Genomic DNA, 20,582 nt, shown 5'->3' with positions numbered 1-20,582 from the left:
CACACGGTAACGACTTGCGGACATGACGATGGCAAACGAAGCACATAGGCCCGACCCCGACCAGCTGCTGGCACGGATGCGCGAACAGGAAGCGCGCGCCCGGCGCGGGCGCCTGCGCATCTACTTCGGCGCCTCGGCCGGGGTCGGCAAGACCTGGGCCATGCTGTCGGCGGCGCGCACGCTGCCGGCGCAAGCCGTGCTGGCCGGCGTGGTCGAGACCCATGGCCGGCGCGAGACCGCCGCCCTGCTCGACGGCTTGCCGCAACTGCCGCTCAAGCAGGTCGGCTACCGCGGCAAGAACCTGCCCGAGTTCGACATCGACGGCGCCCTGGCCGCCGGCGCGCCCTTGGTACTCGTGGACGAACTGGCGCATTCCAACGTGCCCGGTTCGCGCCACCGCAAGCGCTGGCAGGACGTCGAGGACCTGCTGGCCGCCGGCATCGACGTCTGGACCACGGTCAACGTGCAGCACCTAGAAAGCCTGAACGACGTGGTCGGCGGCATCACCGGCATCCGCGTCGCCGAAACCGTGCCGGACACGGTGTTCGACCGCGCCGACGAAGTGGTGCTGGTCGATTTGCCGGCCGACGAGCTGCTGGCGCGCCTGAAATCGGGCCGGGTCTACCAGGGACCGCAGGCCGACCGCGCCGCCGGCAACTTCTTCCGCAAGGGGAACCTGATCGCGCTGCGCGAGCTGGCGCTGCGTCGTACCGCCGACCGCGTCGAGGGCGACGTGCGCGCCTGGCGCGTGGAACAGTCGGTCGACACGCTGTGGAAGACCGGCGCCGCGCTGCTGGCCTGCGTCGGCCCGGGTGCGGACGCCGAACAGGTGGTGCGCAGCAGCGCGCGCCTGGCCGGCCAGCTGGGGGCGCGCTGGCATGCGGTGTATGTGGAAACCCCGCCGCTGCAGCGCCTGCCGGCGGCACGCCGCCAACAGATCCTCGACAACCTGCGCCTGGCCGAAAAGCTGGGCGCCGCCACCGCGGTCCTGCCCGGCACCGACGTGGCGGCCGAGCTGGCGCGCTATGCCGGCAGCCGCAACCTGTCGCGCCTGGTGCTGGGGCGGCCGGCGCCTGCCGCTGCCTGGAAGCCGTGGCAGGCCTGGCGTCCCGCACTGGCGCAGCGCCTGGCGCAATTGGCGCCGGGGGCCGACCTGCTCGAGATCGCGGCCGCCGCGGTGCCGGCGCGCGCCTTGCGGGAGCGGGGTGCCGCCCGCCCCGCCGGCGCGGAACCGGCCCAGGCGCGGGCACAGCTGCTGCACTACCTGCTCGGGGCCGGCGCCAGCCTGGCTGCCGGCCTGCTCGGCTGGCTGCTCGACGACTGGCTCGACCTGGCCAACATCGCCATGCTGTTCATGCTGGTGGTGCTGGGCGTGGCCTACCGCTGCGGACGCGGGCCCTCGGTGCTAGCCACCTGCATCAGCGTGGCCACGCTCGACTTCGTGTTCGTGGCGCCGCGCTTCTCGTTCGCGGTGTCCGATTTCCAGTACGTGGTGACCTTCGGCGTGATGCTGGCGGTGGGCCTGATCACCGGCCACCTGACCGCGCTGCTGCGCTTCCAGGCCCAGGCGGCGCGCCAGCGCGAGCGGCGCTGGCATGCGCTGTACGAGTTCGCCAGCCGGCTGTCGGGCGCGCTGCAGCCGGAGCAGGTGCTGGACGCCACCCGCGAATTCGTGGCGCAGGCATTCCGCGCGCGCGCCACGCTGCTGTTGCCGGACGCCGAGGGCCGCCTGCAGCCGCCGTCGGATACGGTTTCCGACGGTCCCCTGCCCGAAGCCGGCACCGCGCAATGGGCCTTCGACCATGCGCAGCCGGCCGGCCTGGGCACCGACACCCTGCCGGCCAGCCCGCTGTTCTACCTGCCGCTGGTGGCCCCGATGCGCACCCGCGGCGTGCTGGCCCTGCTGCCACCGGCGGCGTCCGCCGGCGACTGGATGGCGGTGCCGGAACAGCGCCAGCAGCTCGACACCTTCGCCACGCTGACCGCGATCGCCCTCGAGCGCGTGCACTACATCGAGGTGGCCCAGGGCGCGCTGGTCGACATGGAATCCGAGCGCCTGCGCAACTCGCTGCTGGCGGCGCTCGGGCACGACCTGCGCACGCCGCTGACGCTGCTGGTCGGGCTGTCGGAAACGCTGGCCGCCTCGCGCCCGCCGCTGTCCAGCCAGCAGGCCGACCTGGCCGCCACCCTCAAGAGCGAAGCGCTGCGCATGAACACGCTGGTCACCAACCTGCTCGACATGGCGCGCATCCAGAGCGGCGGCGTGCACCTGCACCTGGAGTGGCAGTCGATCGAGGAAGTGGTCGGCAGCGCGCTGCGCGCCAGCGGCGCCGTGCTGGCCGGGCACACGATCGAGACGCATATTCCGCCCGACCTGCCGCTGGTGCGCTTCGACGCCCCGCTGCTGGAACGCGTGCTGTGCAACGTGCTGGAAAACGCCGCCAAGTACACGCCGCCCGGCAGCCGGGTGGTGCTCGACGCGCGCGTGCGCGGCGACGCGCTGCAGCTGCGCGTGACCGACAACGGACCGGGCCTGCCGCCGGGGCGCGAGGAAGCGATCTTCGACAAGTTCACGCGCGGCCAGCCGGAATCCAGCACCCCGGGCGTGGGCCTGGGACTGGCGATCTGCCGCGCGATCGTGAACGCGCACGGCGGCACCATCCACGCCGAGCAGGCCCCGGAAGGCGGCGCCCGCATCGTGATCGCGCTGCCGCGCGCTGAACCCCCGCCGCCGCCGCCGGCCCTGCCCGACCTCGACGCCGACCATGACGCAGACACTGATACCCGCGCGGAGCCGCACCATGAATGAACAACAGAAGCCGGTCGCCCTGCTGGTCGAGGACGAAGCCCAGATCCGCCGTTTCGTGCGCGAAGCGCTGGAAGACGAAGGCTGGCAGGTGATCGAGGCCGGCAACTGCCGCCAGGGCCTGATGGCCGCCGGCACCCGCCAGCCCGACCTGGTGGTGCTCGACCTCGGCCTGCCCGACGGCGACGGCGTCGCCCTCATCACCGACCTGCGCCAGTGGTCGCGCGCCGCCGTCATCGTGCTGTCGGCGCGCACGCTGGAATCGGAAAAGGTGCGGGCGCTCGATGCCGGCGCCGACGACTACCTGACCAAGCCCTTCGGCGTGGCCGAGCTGATGGCGCGCGTGCGCTCGGCCCTGCGCCGCCAGCGGCGCGTGCAGGCCCCCGAGGACAATGGCAGCGTGGTGCGCTTCGGCACGGTCGCGATCGACCTGCAGGGCCATGGCGTCACCCGCGACGGCCACGGCGTGCGCCTGGCGCCGACTGAGTTCAAGCTGCTGGCCGCACTGGCGCGCAATGCCGGACGCGTGGTCAGCAACCCGCAACTGCTGCGCGAAGTGTGGGGCCAGCAGTCCGTCAACAGTCCCCACTATCTGCGCATCTACATGGGCCACCTGCGGCGCAAGCTGGAGGACGACCCGGCGCAGCCGAAGTACCTGATCACCGAGACCGGCGTAGGTTACCGGCTGGCGATCCCCGTCTAGATTTTCCCCAAGCAGTCAAAAACCGGTTGCGCCGCGAGGCGCGGGACCGGCTCATCCCGAAGAAAGAGAAAACACATGAAACACCTCATCGCCACCACCCTGTTCGTCCTTGCCTGCCCCGCTTTTGCGCAGGAAGCCAGCCCGGCACCGACCGGCGCCGGCGCCGACGCCACGCCAGCCGCCGAAGCCGCCCCGGCAGCCGCCTCGGTCAGCTACAACCTGGGCCTGATCTCGGATTACCGCTACCGCGGCATCTCGCAGACCCGCCTGCACCCGGCCCTGCAGGGCGGCGCCGACTGGACCGACCCGGCCAGCGGCTGGTACGCCGGCACCTGGCTGTCGAGCATTACCTGGGCCAAGGATGCCGGCGGCGGCGGCCACGTCGAAGTCGACGTGTATGGCGGCAAGCGCGGCACCCTGGACAACGGCGTCAGCTACGACGTCGGCGTGCTCGGCTACGTCTACCCGGGCAACGGCCTGGGCGACGTGCCGGGCTACGTCAACGGCAATACCGGCGAGGTGTACGGCCAGCTCGGCTACGGTCCCTACTATATCAAGTACTCGAATGCGCTGACCAACCTGTTCGGCTTCGTCGACAGCCGCTACAGCAGCTACGTGGACCTGGGCGCCAACCTGGATGCCGGCAACGGCTTCACCGTGATCCTGCACGCCGGCCGCCAGCACGTGCAGCACAGCCTGAACGCCAGCTACACCGACTGGAAGCTCGGCGTCAGCAAGGCCTGGGGTCCGACCACGGTGACCCTGGCGGCGGTCGGCACCAACGCCGCCGAAGCGGCCTACACCTCGGCCGCGAACGGCAAGTTCCTGGGCCGCAAGGCGCTGGTGCTGGGCGTAGCGCGGACGTTCTGAACGGCCTGTCCGCGCTGTCCGTGGTCACCGCGAGCGGACAGTGCGGACACCGTGCGCGCCGATCGCAAAGTCTTGTGAATCAATGACTTGGAAGATGGCACAGGTCTTGCAATAACTGTTTGCAAACACCTGCCCTCAACCGAGACCATCGACCATGCCACTTCCAACACGCGTCATCGCCTGCCTGATCCTGAGCGCCGCCGGCGCCGCCCACGCCGCCGACGGCTTCACCTTCTCCGTCCCGCCCGGCCCGCATGCGGTCGGGCTCAAGGTCGTCCAGCAGTACGACCGCGCGCGCAGCTACAAGGCCGAGATCGACCTGGCCACCGGCGAACCTGTGAAGGGCGAGCGCGCGCGCCCGGTGCAGACGCTGGTCTGGTACCCGGCGGCGCGCGGCGGCAAGCCGGTCACCTACCGCGACTACCTGGACACGGTGCCGAGCGAAGACGAGTTCACGCGCAGCCCGGCGGACATCCAGCGCATGACCGCCGAACGCATCGACGGCAACGCCGCCGGCCACCGCGAGGCGCTGCTGCGCGACATCGCCCGGCCGCAACTGGCGGTGCGCGATGCGCGTCCTGAAGGTGGCAAGTTCCCGGTCGTGATCTATGCGCCCAGCTACTCATCCTACGCCATCGAAAACACCGATTTGTGCGAGCTGCTGGCCAGCCACGGCTACATCGTGCTGTCCAGCCCTTCGCTGGGTGCGCACACGCGCGCGATGACAACCGACATCGAAGGCGTGGAAGCGCAAGCCGCCGACATCTCCTTCCTGATCGGCTACGCGGCGACGCTGCTGCAGGCCGATAGCGCCAAGGTGGCCGCGGTCGGCTTCAGCTGGGGCGGCCTCGCGAATGTGTTCGCCGCGGCCAAGGATGCGCGCATCAAGGCGCTGGTCAGCCTGGATGGGTCGATCCGCAGCTTTCCGAAGCTGGTCGACGGCGGCAAGGAGGCGGCGCCTTACGTGACGCCGGCGCGGGTGGCGCTGCCGATGCTGTTCGTCGGCTCGCGGCCGAGGACGATGGAAGCCCTGAACCGCTCGGAGAACATGCGCACCGATTATTCGTTCATGAACCAGATGAAGTATTCGGACGTGTACATCGTATCGATGCTGCCGATGAAGCATCCGGACTTTGCCTCGTATGCCTTGCGCATGATGGCGGATAAGGAGTTCAGCGATTTCGGCGACTACAGCCGCGACGAGGTCAACCTGCAGCACAGCTGGGCCGCACGCTATACCCTGCGCTTCCTGGACGCCTACCTGAAGGGCGACAGCAGTGGCCTCGCCTTCCTGAACAACACCCCGGCCGCCAACCAGGTGCCGGCGCATACGATGCTCACCGATATCCGGCGCCACAAGGGCAGCGTACCGCCGACGCAGGAAAGCTTCGTCCGCAGCCTGGCCGCCGCCGGCTTCGACAAGGCGATTCCGGAATACGATCGCTTCGTCGCCCAGAACCCGGCGTTCAAGCTGGACGAGAATGCGCTGATCGGCTGGGGCGTGCAGCTGTCCCAGGTCGGGCGTCCGGCGCAGGCGCGCGAGATATTCCGCCTCGGCGCCCGCCTGTATCCGAACCAGAGCATCATGCATGACGGCCTGGGCGAGATGCAGGCCAAGACCAGCCAGGCACAGGAAGCGCTGGCCAGCTACCGCCGCGTGCTCGAACTCGATCCCAAGAACGCCGATGCCATCCGGTATGTGAAGGAACACGGCACGGCCGCCCCGGGCGCCTCGGCACCCTGAGCGTGACTGCAGCCGGGATCAGTGCCCGGCCACCTGCACCGACGCGGTGTTGCGGCCGGCGTGCTTGGATGCGTACAGGGCCGCGTCGGCGCCCTGCGCCAGCGTGGCCTGCTCCGGGTGGGCGCTCCAGGCGAAGCCGATGCTGGCCGTGACCGGCAGCTGCTTGCCGTCGATCTCGAACGGCGCCTGCATCGCTTCCAGCAGCTTGTCGCCGATGCGGCGGCATTCGAGCGGCGAGCCGACCTGCTCGAGCACGATCACGAATTCGTCGCCGGCCAGGCGCGCCACGGTGTCGGTGACGCGCACGGCGGCATTCAGGCGGCGGCCGAATTCGCGCAGCACGGCGTCGCCGCCGGCGTGGCCGAGACTGTCGTTGATCTGCTTGAAATGGTCGACGTCGAGGTAGGCCAGGGCCAGCGGCATGGCGCCGCGGCGCGCGCGCGCGATCGCCTGCACCAGGCGCTCTTCGTAGCTGCGGCGGTTGGGCAGGCCGGTCAGGTGGTCGGAATGGGCCAGCGCATGCAGCTGGCGCTCGTATTCGCGCGACGAGGTCGCGTCGGTCGAGAGCACGTAGATGCCCTGCACCTTGCCGTCGCGCAGGTGCGGCAGGTAGGTGGTGCTGATCACGCGCTTGCGGCCGCGCCGCTCTTCCTCGATCTCGAGATAGGAGCCGTGGCCGGACAGGCAGCGCTCCAGCGCCGCCCGGCGCGGCGCATAGAAAGCCTCGCCCATCGCTTCGGGGATGGTCTTGCCGATCATGGTCTCGCTGCGCACGCCGAACCATTCGCGGTAGCGGTCGTTGGCGAAGCGGTAGCGCAGGCCGGTGTCGAGGTAGGCGATCAGGGCCGGCACGTTGTCGGCGATGGTGCGCAGGCGTTCCTCGCTTTCGAGCGCCAGCGTGCGCGAGGCATACAGCTCGCTGACGTCCTTCAGGGCGACCACGGCGCCCAGCGTTTCGCCGCCGCCGCCCTTCAACGGGCGGCCGCTGACCAGCACGCGGCGCGGCACGTTACCGCCACAGCCCACCACCATCGGCTGGTCCTGCACCCGTTCCCCGCGCAGTGCGCGCACCAGCGGCAGTTCGTCGACCTTCATCGGGGTCACGCCGTCTTCGCAGAACACTTCGTAATGGGCGACCCAGTCGTTCATGGGCACGCCGTCGAGGCCATTGAATTCCCGTGCTTCGCGGTTGCACACGCTCAGCTTGCCGTCGGCGTCGCAGGCGATCACGCCGACGTCCACCGATTCCAGCACCGCATCCAGCAGGGCCTGCTTCTGGCGCAGCGCCTGCTTGGTCGCCTGGCGCTGCTGCATTTCCTGCTCGAGCGCATGGTTCTTCTCGTGCAGCTCGCGCGTGCGCTCTTCGACGCGGCGTTCCAGCCGCGCATTCAGTTCGATCAGCTCATGGCGGGCGGCGTCGCGCGCGGCCACCAGCACGCTGCGGTTCAGTTCATCCTGCACCAGCTGGGCCAGGTCGCGAAGCATGCGGCGGCCGGCGTCGTCCAGCATGCGCGGGCGGGTATCGACGATGCACAGGGTGCCGAGCGGCTGGCCGTCCAGGCTTCGCACCGGCTGGCCGGCGTAGAACCGCACGTGGGGGGCGCCCGTCACCAGCGGGTTGGCCGCAAAGCGCTCGTCGAGCCGGGTATCCGGCACCACCAGCATGTCGTCCAGCGCTACCGCGTGGCTGCAAAAGGCGATCGAGCGCGCCGTCCCGGGCGCGTCCATGCCGATGCAGGACTTGAACCACTGGCGGTCGGTGTCGACCAGCGAGACAAGCGCGATCGGCACGCCGAAGGCGGCCGCCGCCAGGCGTGTGAAACGGTCGAAACGTTCTTCCCCTGGGCTATCGAGGATGTTCAGGCGGTGCAATGCCGAGATACGTTCTTGTTCTGCGAGTTCTTGTTGGCTGAGCATTAACAATCCTTGCCGCGGTGGGCTAAGAAAGAACCGGCAGCGTTGTGGCCGGATGAAGCTGGGTAGCGAGAGCGCGGTGGTATCGGCGCGAAGCACAGCTGGATGTGCCGATTCTAGCCGAACTGGAGTAAATAGTGCATTACAACCACAATCATTGCATTATAGAAATATTTTATTACCAGTAAAAACGTTTGTGCGTCAACAACCGGATTATCCGGCTGCATCCAGTCTGTATGCGGCCTTCCGCTGTGCCGGATGTCCGGACTCCATTGTGACGCCAATACATTACCTGGCTGTAAAAGAGTGAAGCGTGTGTCGCGCTGGTACCACAGCATTCGAGTTTCAGTTGTCTTTTCATTATGTGTGTCATTTAACCGTCCAGTGCGCGTCCGCCTCGTAAGGTAGAGGCTTCTCATGAAAGGACGGCCATGGACCTCTACCAGCAGTACCCCATCCGGCTGCGCATCAACGACCAGGACCGGGATTTCGAAGTCGAATCCTGGGTCACCCTGCTCGACCTGCTGCGCGAACGGGCCGGATTGACCGGCACCAAGAAAGGCTGCGACCACGGACAGTGTGGCGCCTGCACCGTGCTGGTCGACGGCAAGCGCGTGAATTCCTGCCTGACCTTGGCCGTCATGCAGAACGGACATGAAGTAACCACGATCGAAGGCATGGCGAAAGGCAACGAGCTGCATCCGCTGCAGCAGGCCTTCATCGAACAGGATGCTTTCCAGTGCGGTTACTGTACGCCGGGGCAGATCTGTTCGGCCGCTGGCCTGATCGCCGAAGGCCAGGCGAAAACCGTCGACGACGTGCGCGAACTGATGAGCGGCAACCTGTGCCGCTGCGGCGCCTATCCGCAGATCCGCCAGGCGGTGTGCAAGGTGATTGGTATCAAGGAAGAGAAGCCGGGCGCAGCCTCCGGTGCCGATGGATTCACAACCGGACCGGTGCTCGTATGAATCCATTCACCTTTGCCCAAGCCCAGAACATCGATGCTGCCCTGCCCCTGCTCGCGCCCGACGGCGCGCGCCCGGTGGCCGGCGGCACCAACCTGCTCGACCTGATGAAGGAAGGGGTGATGACGCCTTCCAGCCTGGTCGACATCAACCCGCTCGAACATGCAGGCCTCGACGTCATCGAAGAACACGAAGGCGGCCTGCGCCTCGGCGCGCTGGCGCGCAATGCCGCCACGGCCTACCACGACACGGTGCGCAGCCGCTACCCGCTGCTGTCGGCCGCCATGCTGGCCGCCGCCTCGCCGCAGCTGCGCAACATGGCGAGCAACGGCGGCAACCTGCTGCAGCGTACCCGCTGCGTCTATTTCTACGACGTCGGCACGCCCTGCAACAAGCGCGAACCCGGCACCGGCTGCCCGGCCAAGAACGGCATCAACCGCCAGTTGGCCATCCTCGGCACCAGCGAGCAATGCATCGCCACCCACCCGTCCGACATGTGCGTTGCGCTGCGCGCGCTCGATGCCACGGTGCACGTAAAGTCGAGCAACGGCGGCGAGCGCGCGATCCCGTTCGCCGAGTTCCACCGCCTGCCCGGCGACACGCCGCACATCGACACCAACCTGCAGCCGGGTGAGCTGATCACCTACATCACGCTGCCCGATGCGGCGCGCTTCGTCGATCATTCGGCCTACGTCAAGGTACGCGACCGCTTGTCGTATGCGTTCGCGCTGGTGTCGGTGGCCGCCGCGCTCGACCTGGACGGCGGCACCATCCGCGCCGCCCGCATCGCCCTCGGCGGCGTCGCCCACAAACCGTGGCGCGTGGAGGAAGCGGAACAGCAGTTGGTCGGCAAGACCGCCGGCGAGGCCGTCTTCGAAGCGGCCGCCGACCGCATCCTGGAGGGTGCGCGCGGCTATGGCCAGAACGCGTTCAAGCTGACGCTGGCGAAGAACGCCATCGTGCAGGCCCTGAACACCGCCGTGCGCGGCACCGAGTTTGCAAAGAGAGGTACAGAATGACCGACCTGATTCCCGAACTGCGCACCCCGGTCGCGCCCGAGGGCACCGGCCGCGTACGCACCGGCATGGCCGTGTCGCGCGTGGACGGCCACGCCAAGGTGACCGGCGCCGCCCAGTATGCGGCCGAACACGCGGCGCCCGACCTGGCCTACGGCGTGGTCGTCAGCGGCACCGCGACGAAGGGCCGCATCAAGAGCATCGACACCGGCGCGGCCCTGGCCGCCCCCGGCGTGATCGACGTGATCACGCACGAGAACCGGCCCAAGATGCGCTCCAACGACCTGGCCTTCAAGGACATGACGGCGCCGGCCGGCTCGCCCTTCCGCCCGCTGTTCAGCGACCGCATCTTCTACAGCGGCCAGCCGATCGCGCTGGTGATCGGCGAGACCTTCGAAGCGGCGCGCCATGCCGCCGCGCTGGTGAAAGCCACCTACGACATCGAAGAGCACGACACCAACCTGCTGGACAGCCTGCACAAGGCCTACAAACCGCGCCCGCTGAAGGCCGGCTTCACGCCCCCAAGCTCGAAGGGCGACGGCGAAAAGGCCTGGGATGCGGCGCCGGTCAAGATCGAATCCGAGTTCTACCACGGCGTCGAGCACCACAACCCGATGGAGATGTTCGCCTCCACAGTGGTCTACGGCGAAGACGGCCACCTGACCATCTACGACAAGAACCAGAGTTCGCAGAACTGCCGCTGGTACGTTTCGCATGCCTTCGGCCTGTCCAAGGACAAGGTCACGGTACGCAACCCCTACGTGGGCGGCGCCTTCGGCTCCGGCCTGCGTCCGCAATACCAGCTGCCGCTGGCGGTAATGGCGGCGCTCAAGCTGAAGCGCTCGGTGCGGGTGGTCCTGACGCGCCAGCAGATGTTCAGCTTCGGCCACCGTCCCGAGACCTGGCAGAAGATCAAGCTGGGCGCCACGCCGGACGGCAAGCTGCAGGCCATCTGGCACGAAGCGTTGCAGGAAACCTCGCGCCTCGAGGATTACGTCGAAGTGATCGTCAACTGGTCCGGCCAGCTGTACGCCTGCGACAACATCAAGCTGGACTACAAGGTGATCGGCCAGGACCGCCACAGCCCGATCGACATGCGCGCCCCGGGCGCCGCCCACGGCGTGCACGCGCTCGAAGTGGCGATGGACGAGATGGCGTATCAACTCAAGATGGACCCGCTCGAGCTGCGCCTGAAGAACTACGCCGAGGTGAATCCGCTCGACGACAAGCCCTACTCGACCAAGGAACTGCGCCAGTGCTACCTGCAGGGTGCGGAACGCTTCGGCTGGAAAGACCGCCCGCTCGAGCCGCGCTCGATGCGCGACGGCGAAGAGCTGATCGGCTGGGGCATGGCGACCGGCATCTGGGATTCGCTGGTGATGGTGGCGCGCGTTTCGGCGGTGCTGCATGCCGACGGACGCCTGGTGGTGTCCAGCGCGGCATCGGACATCGGCACCGGTACCTATACCGTGATGGCGATGGTCGCCGCCGAACAGCTCGGCCTGCCGCTCGAGCGCGTGACCTTCCAGCTGGGTGACTCGACCCTCCCGCTGGCGCCGATCGAAGGCGGTTCCTCGCACATGGCAACCGTCGGTGGCGGCGTGCACGGCGCCTGCGACAAGCTCAAGACCACGCTGCTGAAGATGGCGCAGTCGCAGAAGGATTCGATCTTCAAGGGCATGAAGGCCAAGGACGTCGAGTTCAACGACGGCAAGATCCACCTGCGCGGCCAGCCGGACAACGGCATCGAGCTGTCCGCCCTGCTGGCCCAGGCCGGCAAGGACAAGGTCGAGGAAAAATTCCTGATGACGCCGCAGATGCTGAAGCAGCGCAAGTACGTGCGCGCGGTGCACTCGGCAGTGTTCGTCGAGGTGCGCGTCAACGAAAAGCTCGGCATCGTGCGCGTCACGCGCGTGGTCGACGCGGTGGCGGCCGGCCGCATCATCAACGCCAAGACCGCTACCAGCCAGATCATCGGCGGCGTGGTCTGGGGCATCAGCCAGGCGCTGCACGAGGAAAGCTTCACCGACCACCGCCTGGGCCGCTTCATGAACCACAACTTTGCGGAATATCATGTGGCAGTCAATGCGGACATCCACGACATCGATGTGATCTTCGTCGACGAGGATGACCGCGTGGTCAGCAAGCAGCTCGGCGCCAAGGGCGTCGGCGAGATCGGCATCGTCGGCACCGCGGCGGCGGTGGCGAATGCGATCTTCCATGCGACCGGCAAGCGGCTGCGCAGCACGCCGATCACGCCGGACAAGATCCTGCTGGGGGATCATGAAGTGCCGGTGGGCCAGCGTAGTTGACAGGCCTTCGTCGTCCCTGCGCAGGCAGGGATCCAAGTTCGTAGCTGAACCGCAAGCTTGGGCCCCTGCCTCCGCAGGGGCGACGTGCATGTGCCAGCGACCACCTGCAGCGCATGGCTTTTACCTGAATTTACACCAACCCCGATTCCCTCCGACGCGCACTCTGGCGACAATAAGCCATCCAGCAACCGCCGCGTCGACACCATGCTCGTCACGTCCGATCCCCTGCTCTGGGAAACCCTGCTGCGCTACCCGCTCGCCGAGCGCCGCGGCGTCGCCCCGCGCGAGCTGATCGACTTCATCGCACGCCATCACGCGGTCACCGGCAAGGCCGCCGTGGCGCGCCCCGCCCGCCCGGATGCCGCCTTGGACCAAGACCTCGACGCCGCCCTGGCCGGCCTGCCCGGCGCCGTGCTGCGCCACCTCGCACCCTGCCTGCTGGGCGTGTTCGTGATGGAAGGCACCGGCGCCTCGGCGGTCAGCAGCGTGGTCGCCGGGCCCGAAGGCGAGCTGATCGGCGCCTTCGTGGCCATCGATGCCGGCGCGTTTGCCGACGTCACCGCCAACGGCTGGTTCGAGCGGCGCGAGAACATGCCGTTCGAGGCAGCCGACGGCCTGCGCCTGGAAGCGCGCATCGCCGACGCCGCCGGCGACGACCGCGTCGCCGCCCTGCAGTTCGTGCTGCTGCACGAGTTCGGCCACGTGCTGGCCGCCATCAAGGCACTGGCGCCGATGTGGTGGCGCCCCGGCCCCGGCGCACCTTCCTACCCGCTGCTCGACCTGTGCTGGCAGGCGGCGCCGGACGGCCGCTTTACGCCGCGCGCCGGCCACGATTTTTCGCTGCGCGGCGAACTGGTCTACTACGGCGCGCCACGCCTGTCGCTGCTCGACGCCGAAGCGGCCTACGCCGCACTCGGCCGCACCGGCTTTCCGACCGTGTACGCGGCCACCAGCGTGCACGAAGACATTGCCGACAGCTTCGCCGGCTACGTTCACGTACGCCTGATGGGAAGGCCGCTGGAACACCGCCTGCTGCGCGACGGCGTGCCCGCCTCCACGGCGGCCTCGTACTGGCGCAGTCCGCACGGCGAGGCCCGCGCCGCTCTGTTCGACGCCATGCTGGAGGCGCCGCCCTACTGAGGCGTTGCACTGACGCCGCGATGCGCTAAGATGGGGCATCGTGTCTTCCAGGGCATCGCCATGCCGAAACTCGAAATCCTCGTGCGCACACCCGCGCGTCCGCGCTCGGACAGCCCGCGCCTGCTGCTAGTGCACGGCATCTGCGTCGGCGCCTGGGTCTGGGAAGAACACTTCATGCCCTACCTGGCCGATGCCGGCTTCGAAGTGCACGCCCTGAGCCTGCGCGGCCATGGCGGCAGCGAGGGGCGCGAACGCCTCAACGACTGGCGCCTGGCCGACTACACCGAAGACCTGCGCCGGACCGCGGCCGGCCTGGCCGACAGGCCGCTGGTGGTGATCGGCCACTCGCTCGGCGGCGCCGTGTTGCAGGACTGGATCCGCACCGGCGGCAACAGCGGCGGCAAGCTCGCCGGCGCGGCGCTGCTGGCATCGGTGCCGCCCTGGGGCCTGGCGTATTCCGCCTGGCGCATGCTGCTGTCCGCGCCCGACCTGTTCCAGCAATTGCTGCGCCTGGACGGCAAGAGCGCCGCCGGTCTCGATCCCGCCATCATGCGCCGTAACCTGTTTTCCGACGACCTGCCCGACGCCACCTATGCGCGCTTCATAGCGCGCGTGCATGGCGAATCGCGCCATGTCGGCGTCGAGCTGCAGGGCTGGCGCCCATTCGCGCCGGCGCCGTGGCAGGCGCCGCCGATGTTCGTGCTGGGCGGTGGGTCCGACCGCTTCATCGGTGAAAATGCGGTACGCGGCACCGCCGCCTACTACGGCGTGCTGCCGACGCTGGTGCCGCGCCTGGCCCATGCGCTGATGCTCGAACCGCGCTGGGAAGATGCGGCGCAGCCGCTGTGCGACTGGCTGCTGCGGCTGGGCGAACGGCGCGGCTAAAGGCTGGGCAACGCATAAAACTTGTCATTTTACTGTCATTACACTGTAGTTTTCTTTTGTTTTAATGCATGAGCCCGTGCCAGCCCGGCACGCCACTGGAGAGCGCTCAGCATGACAAACAAGGATATCTCGCCCTCGCGGCGCAGCCTGCTCAAGGGCATGGCCGGCGCATCGACCCTGCCCTTCGTCGGTGCCTTCGCCGCCCTGCAAGCGAGGGAAGCCGCGGCCGTCACCAACGGCGCCAGCGCCCTGGTCGCCAGCCCCTATGGCCCGATCGCGCCGGTCAACGACCTGACGACCGGCCTGCCGCTGCTGCAGCTGCCGGCCGGCTTCACCTATAAAAGCTTCGGCTGGACCGGCGACCTGATGAGCAACGGCAAGCCCTGCCCGGCGGCCCACGACGGCATGGGCGTGGTGGTATCGCGCAAGGTCGGGCGCAGCAGCGAGCTGGTGCTGATCCGGAACCATGAAGTGCACGCCGTTAGCCCGGCCAGCTTCATCGATGCCCATGGCGTGTACGACAGCAGCTACAACAGCAGCGGCACCACCCAGCTGGGCGGCGGCACCACGAACCTGCTGTTCCGCGACGGCAACTGGGTCAGCGTCACGCCGAGCCTGGGCGGCACCGACGGCAACTGCGCCGGCGGCATCACGCCCTGGGGCACCTGGCTGAGCTGCGAGGAAGTCGGTTCCGACGCCGTCAGCAGCGCCGGCAAGAAGCACGGCTACGTGTTCGAAGTCTCGCCCGAGCCCAGCCAGACCACCGGCCTGCCGATCGTGGGCATGGGCCGCTTCGCCCACGAAGCCGCCGCCGTCGATCCGGCCACCGGCATCGTCTACATGACCGAGGACCAGTCGGGCAAATCGGGCTTCTACCGCTACGTGCCGGACGTGCGCGGCGGCTACGGCACGCTGGCCATGGGCGGCGTGCTGCAGATGGCGCGCGCCAGGACCCGGGTCAATGCCAACATCGCCGGCGCGCTGGTGGGCGACACCTATGCACTCGACTGGGTGAACGTCGCCAATCCGGACCAGAACCGCGGCGACGCCACCGGCCCGTCGGGCACCACCATCACCAATGCCGCCGGCCCCTTCGTGCAGGGCTGGGTGCAGGGTGCGCTGCGCATGAACCGCGGCGAAGGCATCTGGCATGCGCAGGGCAAGATGTTCGTGATGGACACCGCCGGCGGCCCGATCTCGCGCGGCGCGATCTGGGAACTCGACTTGGCGGCCCAGGTCATGCGCTGCATCTACGCCAGCCCCAACACGACCGTCGGCAACATGGGCGACAACCTCACCATCAGCCCGCGCAACGCCATCCTGATCTGCGAGGACGCGTCCAGCGCCACCACCGACAGCTTCGGCTTCGGCCAGCGCCTGATGGGCATCACCGGCGGCGGCGACGCCTACATCTTCGCCAAGAACAACGTGGTGCTGAGCGCGGGCCAGCTGCAGGCGGCCGGCAAGCGCAGCTCGCTGTCGGGCGACCACCGCGGCAACGAATTCGCCGGCTGCTGCTTCGACCCGACCGGCCGCTACCTGTTCGTGAACATCCAGACCCCGGGCATCACCTTCGCCATCGCGGGGCCGTGGGCGCTCGGCCCTATGTAATCCTTCCAGGAGACCCTCATGCAAGCAAACCCCCTGTGCGCCCTCGCCTGCGCCCTTGCCTTCACCCTCACGCTGTCGTCGGCTGGCCACGCCGCCGTGCTGACCGGCAGCAGCGTCCACGGCGGCAATGCCGTCGCCGACTACAGCACGCCCGGCGCGGTCTCGTTCGACCTCGACCTCGACCACTTCGCGCCGACCCACCTCGACTTCATGCTTGAAGCGGACGACTTGCTCGGCCCGCTGAGCCTGGACGCCATCGTGCGTAACCTGAGCGGCGCCGCACTGACCAATGTCGACTTCCGCCTGGAAGGCATCCGCTTTGCCCAGGCCGGCAGCGTCACACCGACCTTCGGCACGCTGGGCCGCATCGCCTACGGCAGCGACTACGCCAGCATCGACTTCAGGGCGCCGGAATGGGCCGAGTTCCACTTCGGCGATCCGCTCGGCGAAGCCGGCGCCACCGACTGGCTGCTGAGCACGGCTGGCCTGCGCGCCGGCGACACCTTCTCGATCACGGCCGAGGTGCCGGAACCATCGACGGCGGCGCTGATGCTGTCGGCCTTGTGCATGTCCGGCCTGCTGACCATGCGCCGCCGACCGCGCGGCTGATAGCACGACTGTTCTAAAAATACGGCTGTGGACCCGCCGCCACGGCCGTAACAATTGTTAACATAATCATTCCGTCCCCTCGTTCGGTAAATATAGAATAGCAACATGGCAATGCCACTTCGTGGTGTTGGCATTTGCATTTACTGACAGGCGGAACCATGTCCCAACGAAGAGTCGACGAAGAAACTGGAATGACTGTCGAATACGCGCTATTCCTGGCGGAGACGCGTGGGCTCAAGTTCGCACTCGGCTACCTGGAAAGCTGCCACGTACCCACCGACATCCTGTTGCGCACCGTCCACAACCCGCAGGCACGGCGCCACCACGAACGGCGCCAGCAATCGCGTAATTAAGCGGGCTGCGCGCGCAGGCGCGCACGTCCCAGCACGATTTCCACCGCCAGCAGCACCAGCGTGCTCAACGCCAGCAGCGGCATCAGCACGCACAGTCCGATTCCCAGCACCACCGCCCACAGCGGCGCCGCGCGCCAGGCACCCGGCAACAGCTTCGGCAAGCCCAGCTGCCCGGCGCGGCGGCGCTTGAAGAACATCACCCAGCCCGACACCGTCGAAAACAGCACCCCGGCCGCAAACACCAACAGCAGCGCCTGGTTCCACAGGCCCAGCTCGCCGCGGTGGAAGGGAATGCCGACCGCGGTGGCCTTGCCGAAGGCGGTCTGGCGTTCCCAGCCCGCCCGGTACAGCACGCTGCCGTCGTAGGCGTTCAGCACCAGGTCGAAACGATTACCGGGATGCCGACGATCGGCGGACGCGGCGCGCCACAAGCCGTGCGGGCCGCGCGGCGGGGTCAAGGCCACCGGCACGCCGGGCACCAACCCCTGCACCCGCTGCCAGGCCTGCTGGTAATTCAGCTGCGGGCCGCCGGTCGGCATCGAATGCAGGTGCGGCGGCACCTGCGGCGATGCCTGCCCGGCCCAGTCGCGCACGGCGCGGACCTGGTTGCCGGCGTACTTGCTCCAGGTGATACCGGTCAGGACCATCGCCAGGCTCAGCACGCCCAGCGCGACGCCGAGGAAGGCGTGCCACTGGCGCCAGCCCTGCCGTCCGCGCACGCCGGCGCGCGGCAGCGCCGGCTGGTTCGATTGCGGCCACCATAAATAGACGCCGGTCAGCAGCATCACCAGCATCCAGCTGGCTGCCAGCTCGATCATCCAGCGCAGCGTTTCGCCCTGCAGCAGGCGCGAATGCAGGCGCCGCGCCCATTCGCTGAAACGGTCCTGGTCGATCTGGGTGCCGAGCACGCGGGCGCTGTAGGGATCGACGAAGACGGTGCGCTTGGCCAGGTCGGCTGCGGGCCGTGCCGCCGCTGGCCCCGCCGGCACATGGCTCGCATGCTCGCCGGCGGCGCGCGACGGCGGCCCGAAGCTCACCTTCAACGCATCCCGCGGCGCGGCCGGCGGCAGCACGGACTGGATCTCGAGGCCGGCCGGCACAGCGCTGCGCGCTGCGAGCACCATGCCGTCGAGCGGCAGCATGGCGGCGCCCACCGGCGGCGTTACCCGTTCCAGGTGGCCGTACAGGCCGGCCTCGATCTGCGGCGTGAAGATGTACAGCAGCCCGGTCAGCGTGGCGACCAGGACGAAGGGCGAGGCGATCAGCGCCGCCCAGAAGTGGATGCGCCAGAACAGGCTGCGGCGCCTTGCGGCCAGGGTCGAAGTGTTCATCGTCATGCTCACAGGTCGAACTTCAGCTCGGCGACATAGGTGCGCTGCGGATAGGGGTGGAAGTTCCAGTACTTGTAGTTGTTCAGGTTATCGATGCCGACCGCCATGCTCCAGCTGCGGTCGATCCTGTAGGTCACCCGCAGGTCGGTGGTGAAGTACTTGCTGGCGCCCTGGTAGGCGAAGCCGTTCGGGTCCGAGTTGTCGAGCGTCGAGTACTGGCGCCCGCTGTAGCGCGCCGCCAGCGTCGCCGCCAGCCGGTCGTTCATCCGGTACGTCGCCTGGCCGGTGGCGCGCCATTCGGGAATGCGCGGCTGCCACTTGCCGACGCTGGCCGGGAATTTGTCGTTCCGCTCGATCTTCGAATCGGTCCAGGTGGCGCTGGTATTCAGGTCCAGGCCGGCGACGCCGACGTCGGTGGCGGCATAGGCCAGCTCCAGCCCCTTGGTGGCAATGCGGTCGACGTTCTGCACATAAGTGACGTTGGGCGTGACCAGCACGTTGGTCTGCGAGTACAGCGCGTCGCGGGTGCGCTCGCCGAAGGCGGTCAGGCGCAGCAGGCCCGTCTCGAGTTTGCGTTCGGCCGTCAGTTCGCCAGTCCAGGACCGCTCCGGCTTCAAGTTCGGATCGTTGTTGATCAGGACCCCGGCGCCGTTGATGCCGCCCTGGTACAGCTCGGACACGGTCGGCATCCGCACCGCGCGCCCCAGCGAGGCCTTCAGCACCCAGTCGTCGTTGGCCTGGAAGGCCAGTGCCGCCTTGGGCGAAAAATAATCGTCGTGGCGGCTGCCCTGGGCCACCGTGCTGGTGGCGTTCGAGGTGCGGCCATCGCGTGCGTGCCAGCGCTCGTAGCGCAGGCCGAGCACCGTCTTCCAGCTAGGGGCAAACTTCCAGGTATCCTGGGCGTACAGCGCGTCGATGCCGGTGCGGCCGCTGAAGGCCTGGTTGCGCAGGCCCGGCGCGCCGGCTATCCAGTCGGTGGTGCGGTTCTCGATGCTGCGCAATCGATAGGATTCGCGCTGGTAGCCGAATTCGGCGACGTGGGCGCCGTTCACGCCTTCCGGGCGCCAGATGCCCTTGGCCGCGAAGGTGTTCCAGCCGGTGCCGCTCCCGTTCACGATGCGCCCGGCGCCGCCGCCCGCCGCGGCCGGCAAAGCGATCGTCGGTGCGCGCAGGGTGTCCTTGTCGTAGTCGTACAGGCTGGCCGCCACTTCCCAGTCGAATACGCCTTTGGTGTGGCTCTTGACCGTCAGGCCGTGCATGTAGTGCTCCAGGGCCTCGTTGGACTGGTTGAAGTCGGTCTGCGCCAGCGTGTAGTTATTTCCACCGATATTGATGCTGCCGCTGTAGACCGGCTGGCCGGCGCCGTCGCGCAGGTAGGATTGCGGGCGGCCTTCCGAGTCGTTCTTCCACCAGCCGAACACGTAGGTGGCACGCAGCGTCGGCGAGAAATCGTAGGCCAGCTTGGCCTTCACGTGGTCCTGTTTCGTGTGGTACTGGGTCGCGGCGCCGAGGATCAGCCAGTCGCGGTAGGTGCGGTCCTGTCCCGCCACCGCACCGGTGACCGGGGCACCGGCGGTGGAGGCCGCGGCGTTCGGGTAGCGCGTCGGGAAGGTCAGCGGCTGGCCTTCGCTGTCGACGCGGCTGACGTCCAGGTACCAGGACCAGCGTCCAACCCGGTCGCCCAGCGCGATGCTGCCCTGGCGCCCGCTGTAGGTGGTGTCGGTGCCGTACAGTTCGAAAGGCTGGCGCGAATAGGAGAATTTGGCGTGGGCCTCGAAGCGGGTCGGCATGCGCGTGACGTAGTCGACCACGGCGCCGACCGAGTTGCCGCCGTAGGCCGCCGAGAACGGTCCGTACAGCACGTCGACGCGTTCGATCTCTTCCGGGCTGACCATGCCCCAGCGCGGCGCGAAGGTGGCGCCGTTGCCGAGGTAGTTCGAGAGCAGGATGCCGTCCGCGTACACGGCCGAACGCGCGCTGTTGCCGGTGCCCGAGGCGCGCGTCGACAGCACCGCGTGGTTGTAGTCGCCGATGTAGCGCTTGCGCACCAGCAGGCTCGGGAGGTATTTCAAGGCGTCTTCGGCATCGAAGGCGTTGATGCTGCGTGCGATCTCTTCGCGGCTGATACCTTCGATCGTGGTCGGGATCTGGGTCGGCAGCGAGGTCGGGTTGCTGCCGGTGACGACGACGGTGCCGAGCTTGCGCACTGGAGACATGTCTTCGGGGGTGGCGTCTTCTGCGAAGGCCGACGCGACGGCAGTGGCGAGCGCGGTCAGCGCCAGCGTTGTGCGGATTGTTTTCATGGTGGTTCCTGTGACTCTGA

Annotated in this window: 15 protein-coding genes; 12 read left to right on the top strand and 3 right to left on the bottom strand. The window is 68.2% G+C overall.

The window, feature by feature from the left end:
* Positions 1 to 22 precede the first annotated feature (22 nt).
* From U1H99_RS21465 to U1H99_RS21450, 4 genes are all read left to right on the top strand, one after another.
* On the top strand, positions 23 to 2,809 hold the full coding sequence (locus U1H99_RS21465) for a DUF4118 domain-containing protein (protein WP_323143757.1): 2,787 nt from the start codon (positions 23 to 25) through the stop codon (positions 2,807 to 2,809).
* A complete protein-coding gene (locus U1H99_RS21460; RefSeq protein ID WP_323143756.1) occupies positions 2,802 to 3,509 on the top strand; it encodes a response regulator in 708 nt (235 codons plus the stop codon). Before U1H99_RS21465 ends, U1H99_RS21460 begins: the two co-directional genes overlap by 8 nt.
* A gap of 75 nt (positions 3,510 to 3,584) precedes the next feature.
* Positions 3,585 to 4,379, top strand: a complete 795-nt coding sequence (locus tag U1H99_RS21455; protein WP_323143755.1) for a TorF family putative porin — start codon at positions 3,585 to 3,587, stop codon at positions 4,377 to 4,379.
* 154 nt (positions 4,380 to 4,533) lie between these two features.
* Positions 4,534 to 6,123: a CocE/NonD family hydrolase gene (locus U1H99_RS21450; protein WP_323143754.1), complete on the top strand. Its 1,590-nt coding sequence runs from the start codon at positions 4,534 to 4,536 to the stop codon at positions 6,121 to 6,123.
* An 18-nt stretch (positions 6,124 to 6,141) separates the two neighbouring features.
* Here the strand turns inward: U1H99_RS21450 and U1H99_RS21445 are convergent, their stop codons facing one another.
* On the bottom strand, positions 6,142 to 8,040 hold the full coding sequence (locus tag U1H99_RS21445; protein ID WP_323143753.1) for a diguanylate cyclase domain-containing protein: 1,899 nt from the start codon (positions 8,038 to 8,040) through the stop codon (positions 6,142 to 6,144).
* Positions 8,041 to 8,468: 428 nt separating this feature from the next.
* Here U1H99_RS21445 and U1H99_RS21440 point away from each other — a divergent pair, with 428 nt between their 5' ends.
* From U1H99_RS21440 to U1H99_RS21405, 8 genes are all read left to right on the top strand, one after another.
* A complete protein-coding gene (locus tag U1H99_RS21440; RefSeq protein ID WP_323143752.1) occupies positions 8,469 to 9,005 on the top strand; it encodes a (2Fe-2S)-binding protein in 537 nt (178 codons plus the stop codon).
* Positions 9,002 to 10,021: an FAD binding domain-containing protein gene (locus tag U1H99_RS21435; RefSeq protein WP_323143751.1), complete on the top strand. Its 1,020-nt coding sequence runs from the start codon at positions 9,002 to 9,004 to the stop codon at positions 10,019 to 10,021. Before U1H99_RS21440 ends, U1H99_RS21435 begins: the two co-directional genes overlap by 4 nt.
* Positions 10,018 to 12,330: a xanthine dehydrogenase family protein molybdopterin-binding subunit gene (locus U1H99_RS21430; protein WP_323143750.1), complete on the top strand. Its 2,313-nt coding sequence runs from the start codon at positions 10,018 to 10,020 to the stop codon at positions 12,328 to 12,330. Before U1H99_RS21435 ends, U1H99_RS21430 begins: the two co-directional genes overlap by 4 nt.
* A gap of 204 nt (positions 12,331 to 12,534) precedes the next feature.
* Positions 12,535 to 13,470, top strand: coding sequence for a hypothetical protein (locus tag U1H99_RS21425; RefSeq protein ID WP_323143749.1), 936 nt, complete (start codon positions 12,535 to 12,537; stop codon positions 13,468 to 13,470).
* Between the two features lie 60 nt (positions 13,471 to 13,530).
* A complete protein-coding gene (locus tag U1H99_RS21420; protein WP_323143748.1) occupies positions 13,531 to 14,355 on the top strand; it encodes an alpha/beta hydrolase in 825 nt (274 codons plus the stop codon).
* A gap of 111 nt (positions 14,356 to 14,466) precedes the next feature.
* On the top strand, positions 14,467 to 15,966 hold the full coding sequence (locus U1H99_RS21415; protein WP_323143747.1) for a PhoX family protein: 1,500 nt from the start codon (positions 14,467 to 14,469) through the stop codon (positions 15,964 to 15,966).
* An 18-nt stretch (positions 15,967 to 15,984) separates the two neighbouring features.
* Complete coding sequence (locus tag U1H99_RS21410) at positions 15,985 to 16,575, top strand: PEP-CTERM sorting domain-containing protein (protein ID WP_323143746.1); 591 nt, start codon at positions 15,985 to 15,987, stop codon at positions 16,573 to 16,575.
* A gap of 191 nt (positions 16,576 to 16,766) precedes the next feature.
* Positions 16,767 to 16,928 carry a hypothetical protein gene (locus U1H99_RS21405; protein WP_323143745.1) on the top strand — a complete coding sequence of 54 codons (162 nt, stop codon included), beginning with the start codon at positions 16,767 to 16,769 and terminating at the stop codon, positions 16,926 to 16,928.
* On the opposite strand, the gene U1H99_RS21400 is transcribed toward U1H99_RS21405, so the two are convergent.
* Both U1H99_RS21400 and U1H99_RS21395 read right to left on the bottom strand, forming a co-directional pair.
* Positions 16,925 to 18,259, bottom strand: a complete 1,335-nt coding sequence (locus U1H99_RS21400; RefSeq protein ID WP_323143744.1) for a PepSY-associated TM helix domain-containing protein — start codon at positions 18,257 to 18,259, stop codon at positions 16,925 to 16,927. The genes U1H99_RS21405 and U1H99_RS21400 overlap by 4 nt on opposite strands.
* Before the next feature lie 8 nt (positions 18,260 to 18,267).
* The gene (locus U1H99_RS21395) at positions 18,268 to 20,562 is read right to left on the bottom strand and encodes a TonB-dependent receptor (protein WP_323143743.1); all 2,295 of its coding nucleotides are present in this window, start codon (positions 20,560 to 20,562) and stop codon (positions 18,268 to 18,270) included.
* Between the last annotated feature and the right edge of the window lie 20 nt (positions 20,563 to 20,582).

Source organism: Massilia phyllosphaerae (genome assembly GCF_034659755.1).
GTDB classification, from domain to species: Bacteria; Pseudomonadota; Gammaproteobacteria; order Burkholderiales; family Burkholderiaceae_D; genus Telluria; species Telluria phyllosphaerae.
This window is presented reverse-complemented; position numbering and strand designations above follow the sequence as displayed.

Bases quoted from the DNA above. Each gene is read 5' to 3' on its own strand.
- U1H99_RS21465 (WP_323143757.1), top strand. From the start codon at position 23: ATGACGATGGCAAACGAAGCACATAGGCCCGACCCCGACCAGCTGCTG.
- U1H99_RS21460 (WP_323143756.1), top strand. From the start codon at position 2,802: ATGAATGAACAACAGAAGCCGGTCGCCCTGCTGGTCGAGGACGAAGCC.
- U1H99_RS21455 (WP_323143755.1), top strand. From the start codon at position 3,585: ATGAAACACCTCATCGCCACCACCCTGTTCGTCCTTGCCTGCCCCGCT.
- U1H99_RS21450 (WP_323143754.1), top strand. From the start codon at position 4,534: ATGCCACTTCCAACACGCGTCATCGCCTGCCTGATCCTGAGCGCCGCC.
- U1H99_RS21445 (WP_323143753.1), bottom strand. From the start codon at position 8,040: ATGCTCAGCCAACAAGAACTCGCAGAACAAGAACGTATCTCGGCATTG.
- U1H99_RS21440 (WP_323143752.1), top strand. From the start codon at position 8,469: ATGGACCTCTACCAGCAGTACCCCATCCGGCTGCGCATCAACGACCAG.
- U1H99_RS21435 (WP_323143751.1), top strand. From the start codon at position 9,002: ATGAATCCATTCACCTTTGCCCAAGCCCAGAACATCGATGCTGCCCTG.
- U1H99_RS21430 (WP_323143750.1), top strand. From the start codon at position 10,018: ATGACCGACCTGATTCCCGAACTGCGCACCCCGGTCGCGCCCGAGGGC.
- U1H99_RS21425 (WP_323143749.1), top strand. From the start codon at position 12,535: ATGCTCGTCACGTCCGATCCCCTGCTCTGGGAAACCCTGCTGCGCTAC.
- U1H99_RS21420 (WP_323143748.1), top strand. From the start codon at position 13,531: ATGCCGAAACTCGAAATCCTCGTGCGCACACCCGCGCGTCCGCGCTCG.
- U1H99_RS21415 (WP_323143747.1), top strand. From the start codon at position 14,467: ATGACAAACAAGGATATCTCGCCCTCGCGGCGCAGCCTGCTCAAGGGC.
- U1H99_RS21410 (WP_323143746.1), top strand. From the start codon at position 15,985: ATGCAAGCAAACCCCCTGTGCGCCCTCGCCTGCGCCCTTGCCTTCACC.
- U1H99_RS21405 (WP_323143745.1), top strand. From the start codon at position 16,767: ATGACTGTCGAATACGCGCTATTCCTGGCGGAGACGCGTGGGCTCAAG.
- U1H99_RS21400 (WP_323143744.1), bottom strand. From the start codon at position 18,259: ATGAACACTTCGACCCTGGCCGCAAGGCGCCGCAGCCTGTTCTGGCGC.
- U1H99_RS21395 (WP_323143743.1), bottom strand. From the start codon at position 20,562: ATGAAAACAATCCGCACAACGCTGGCGCTGACCGCGCTCGCCACTGCC.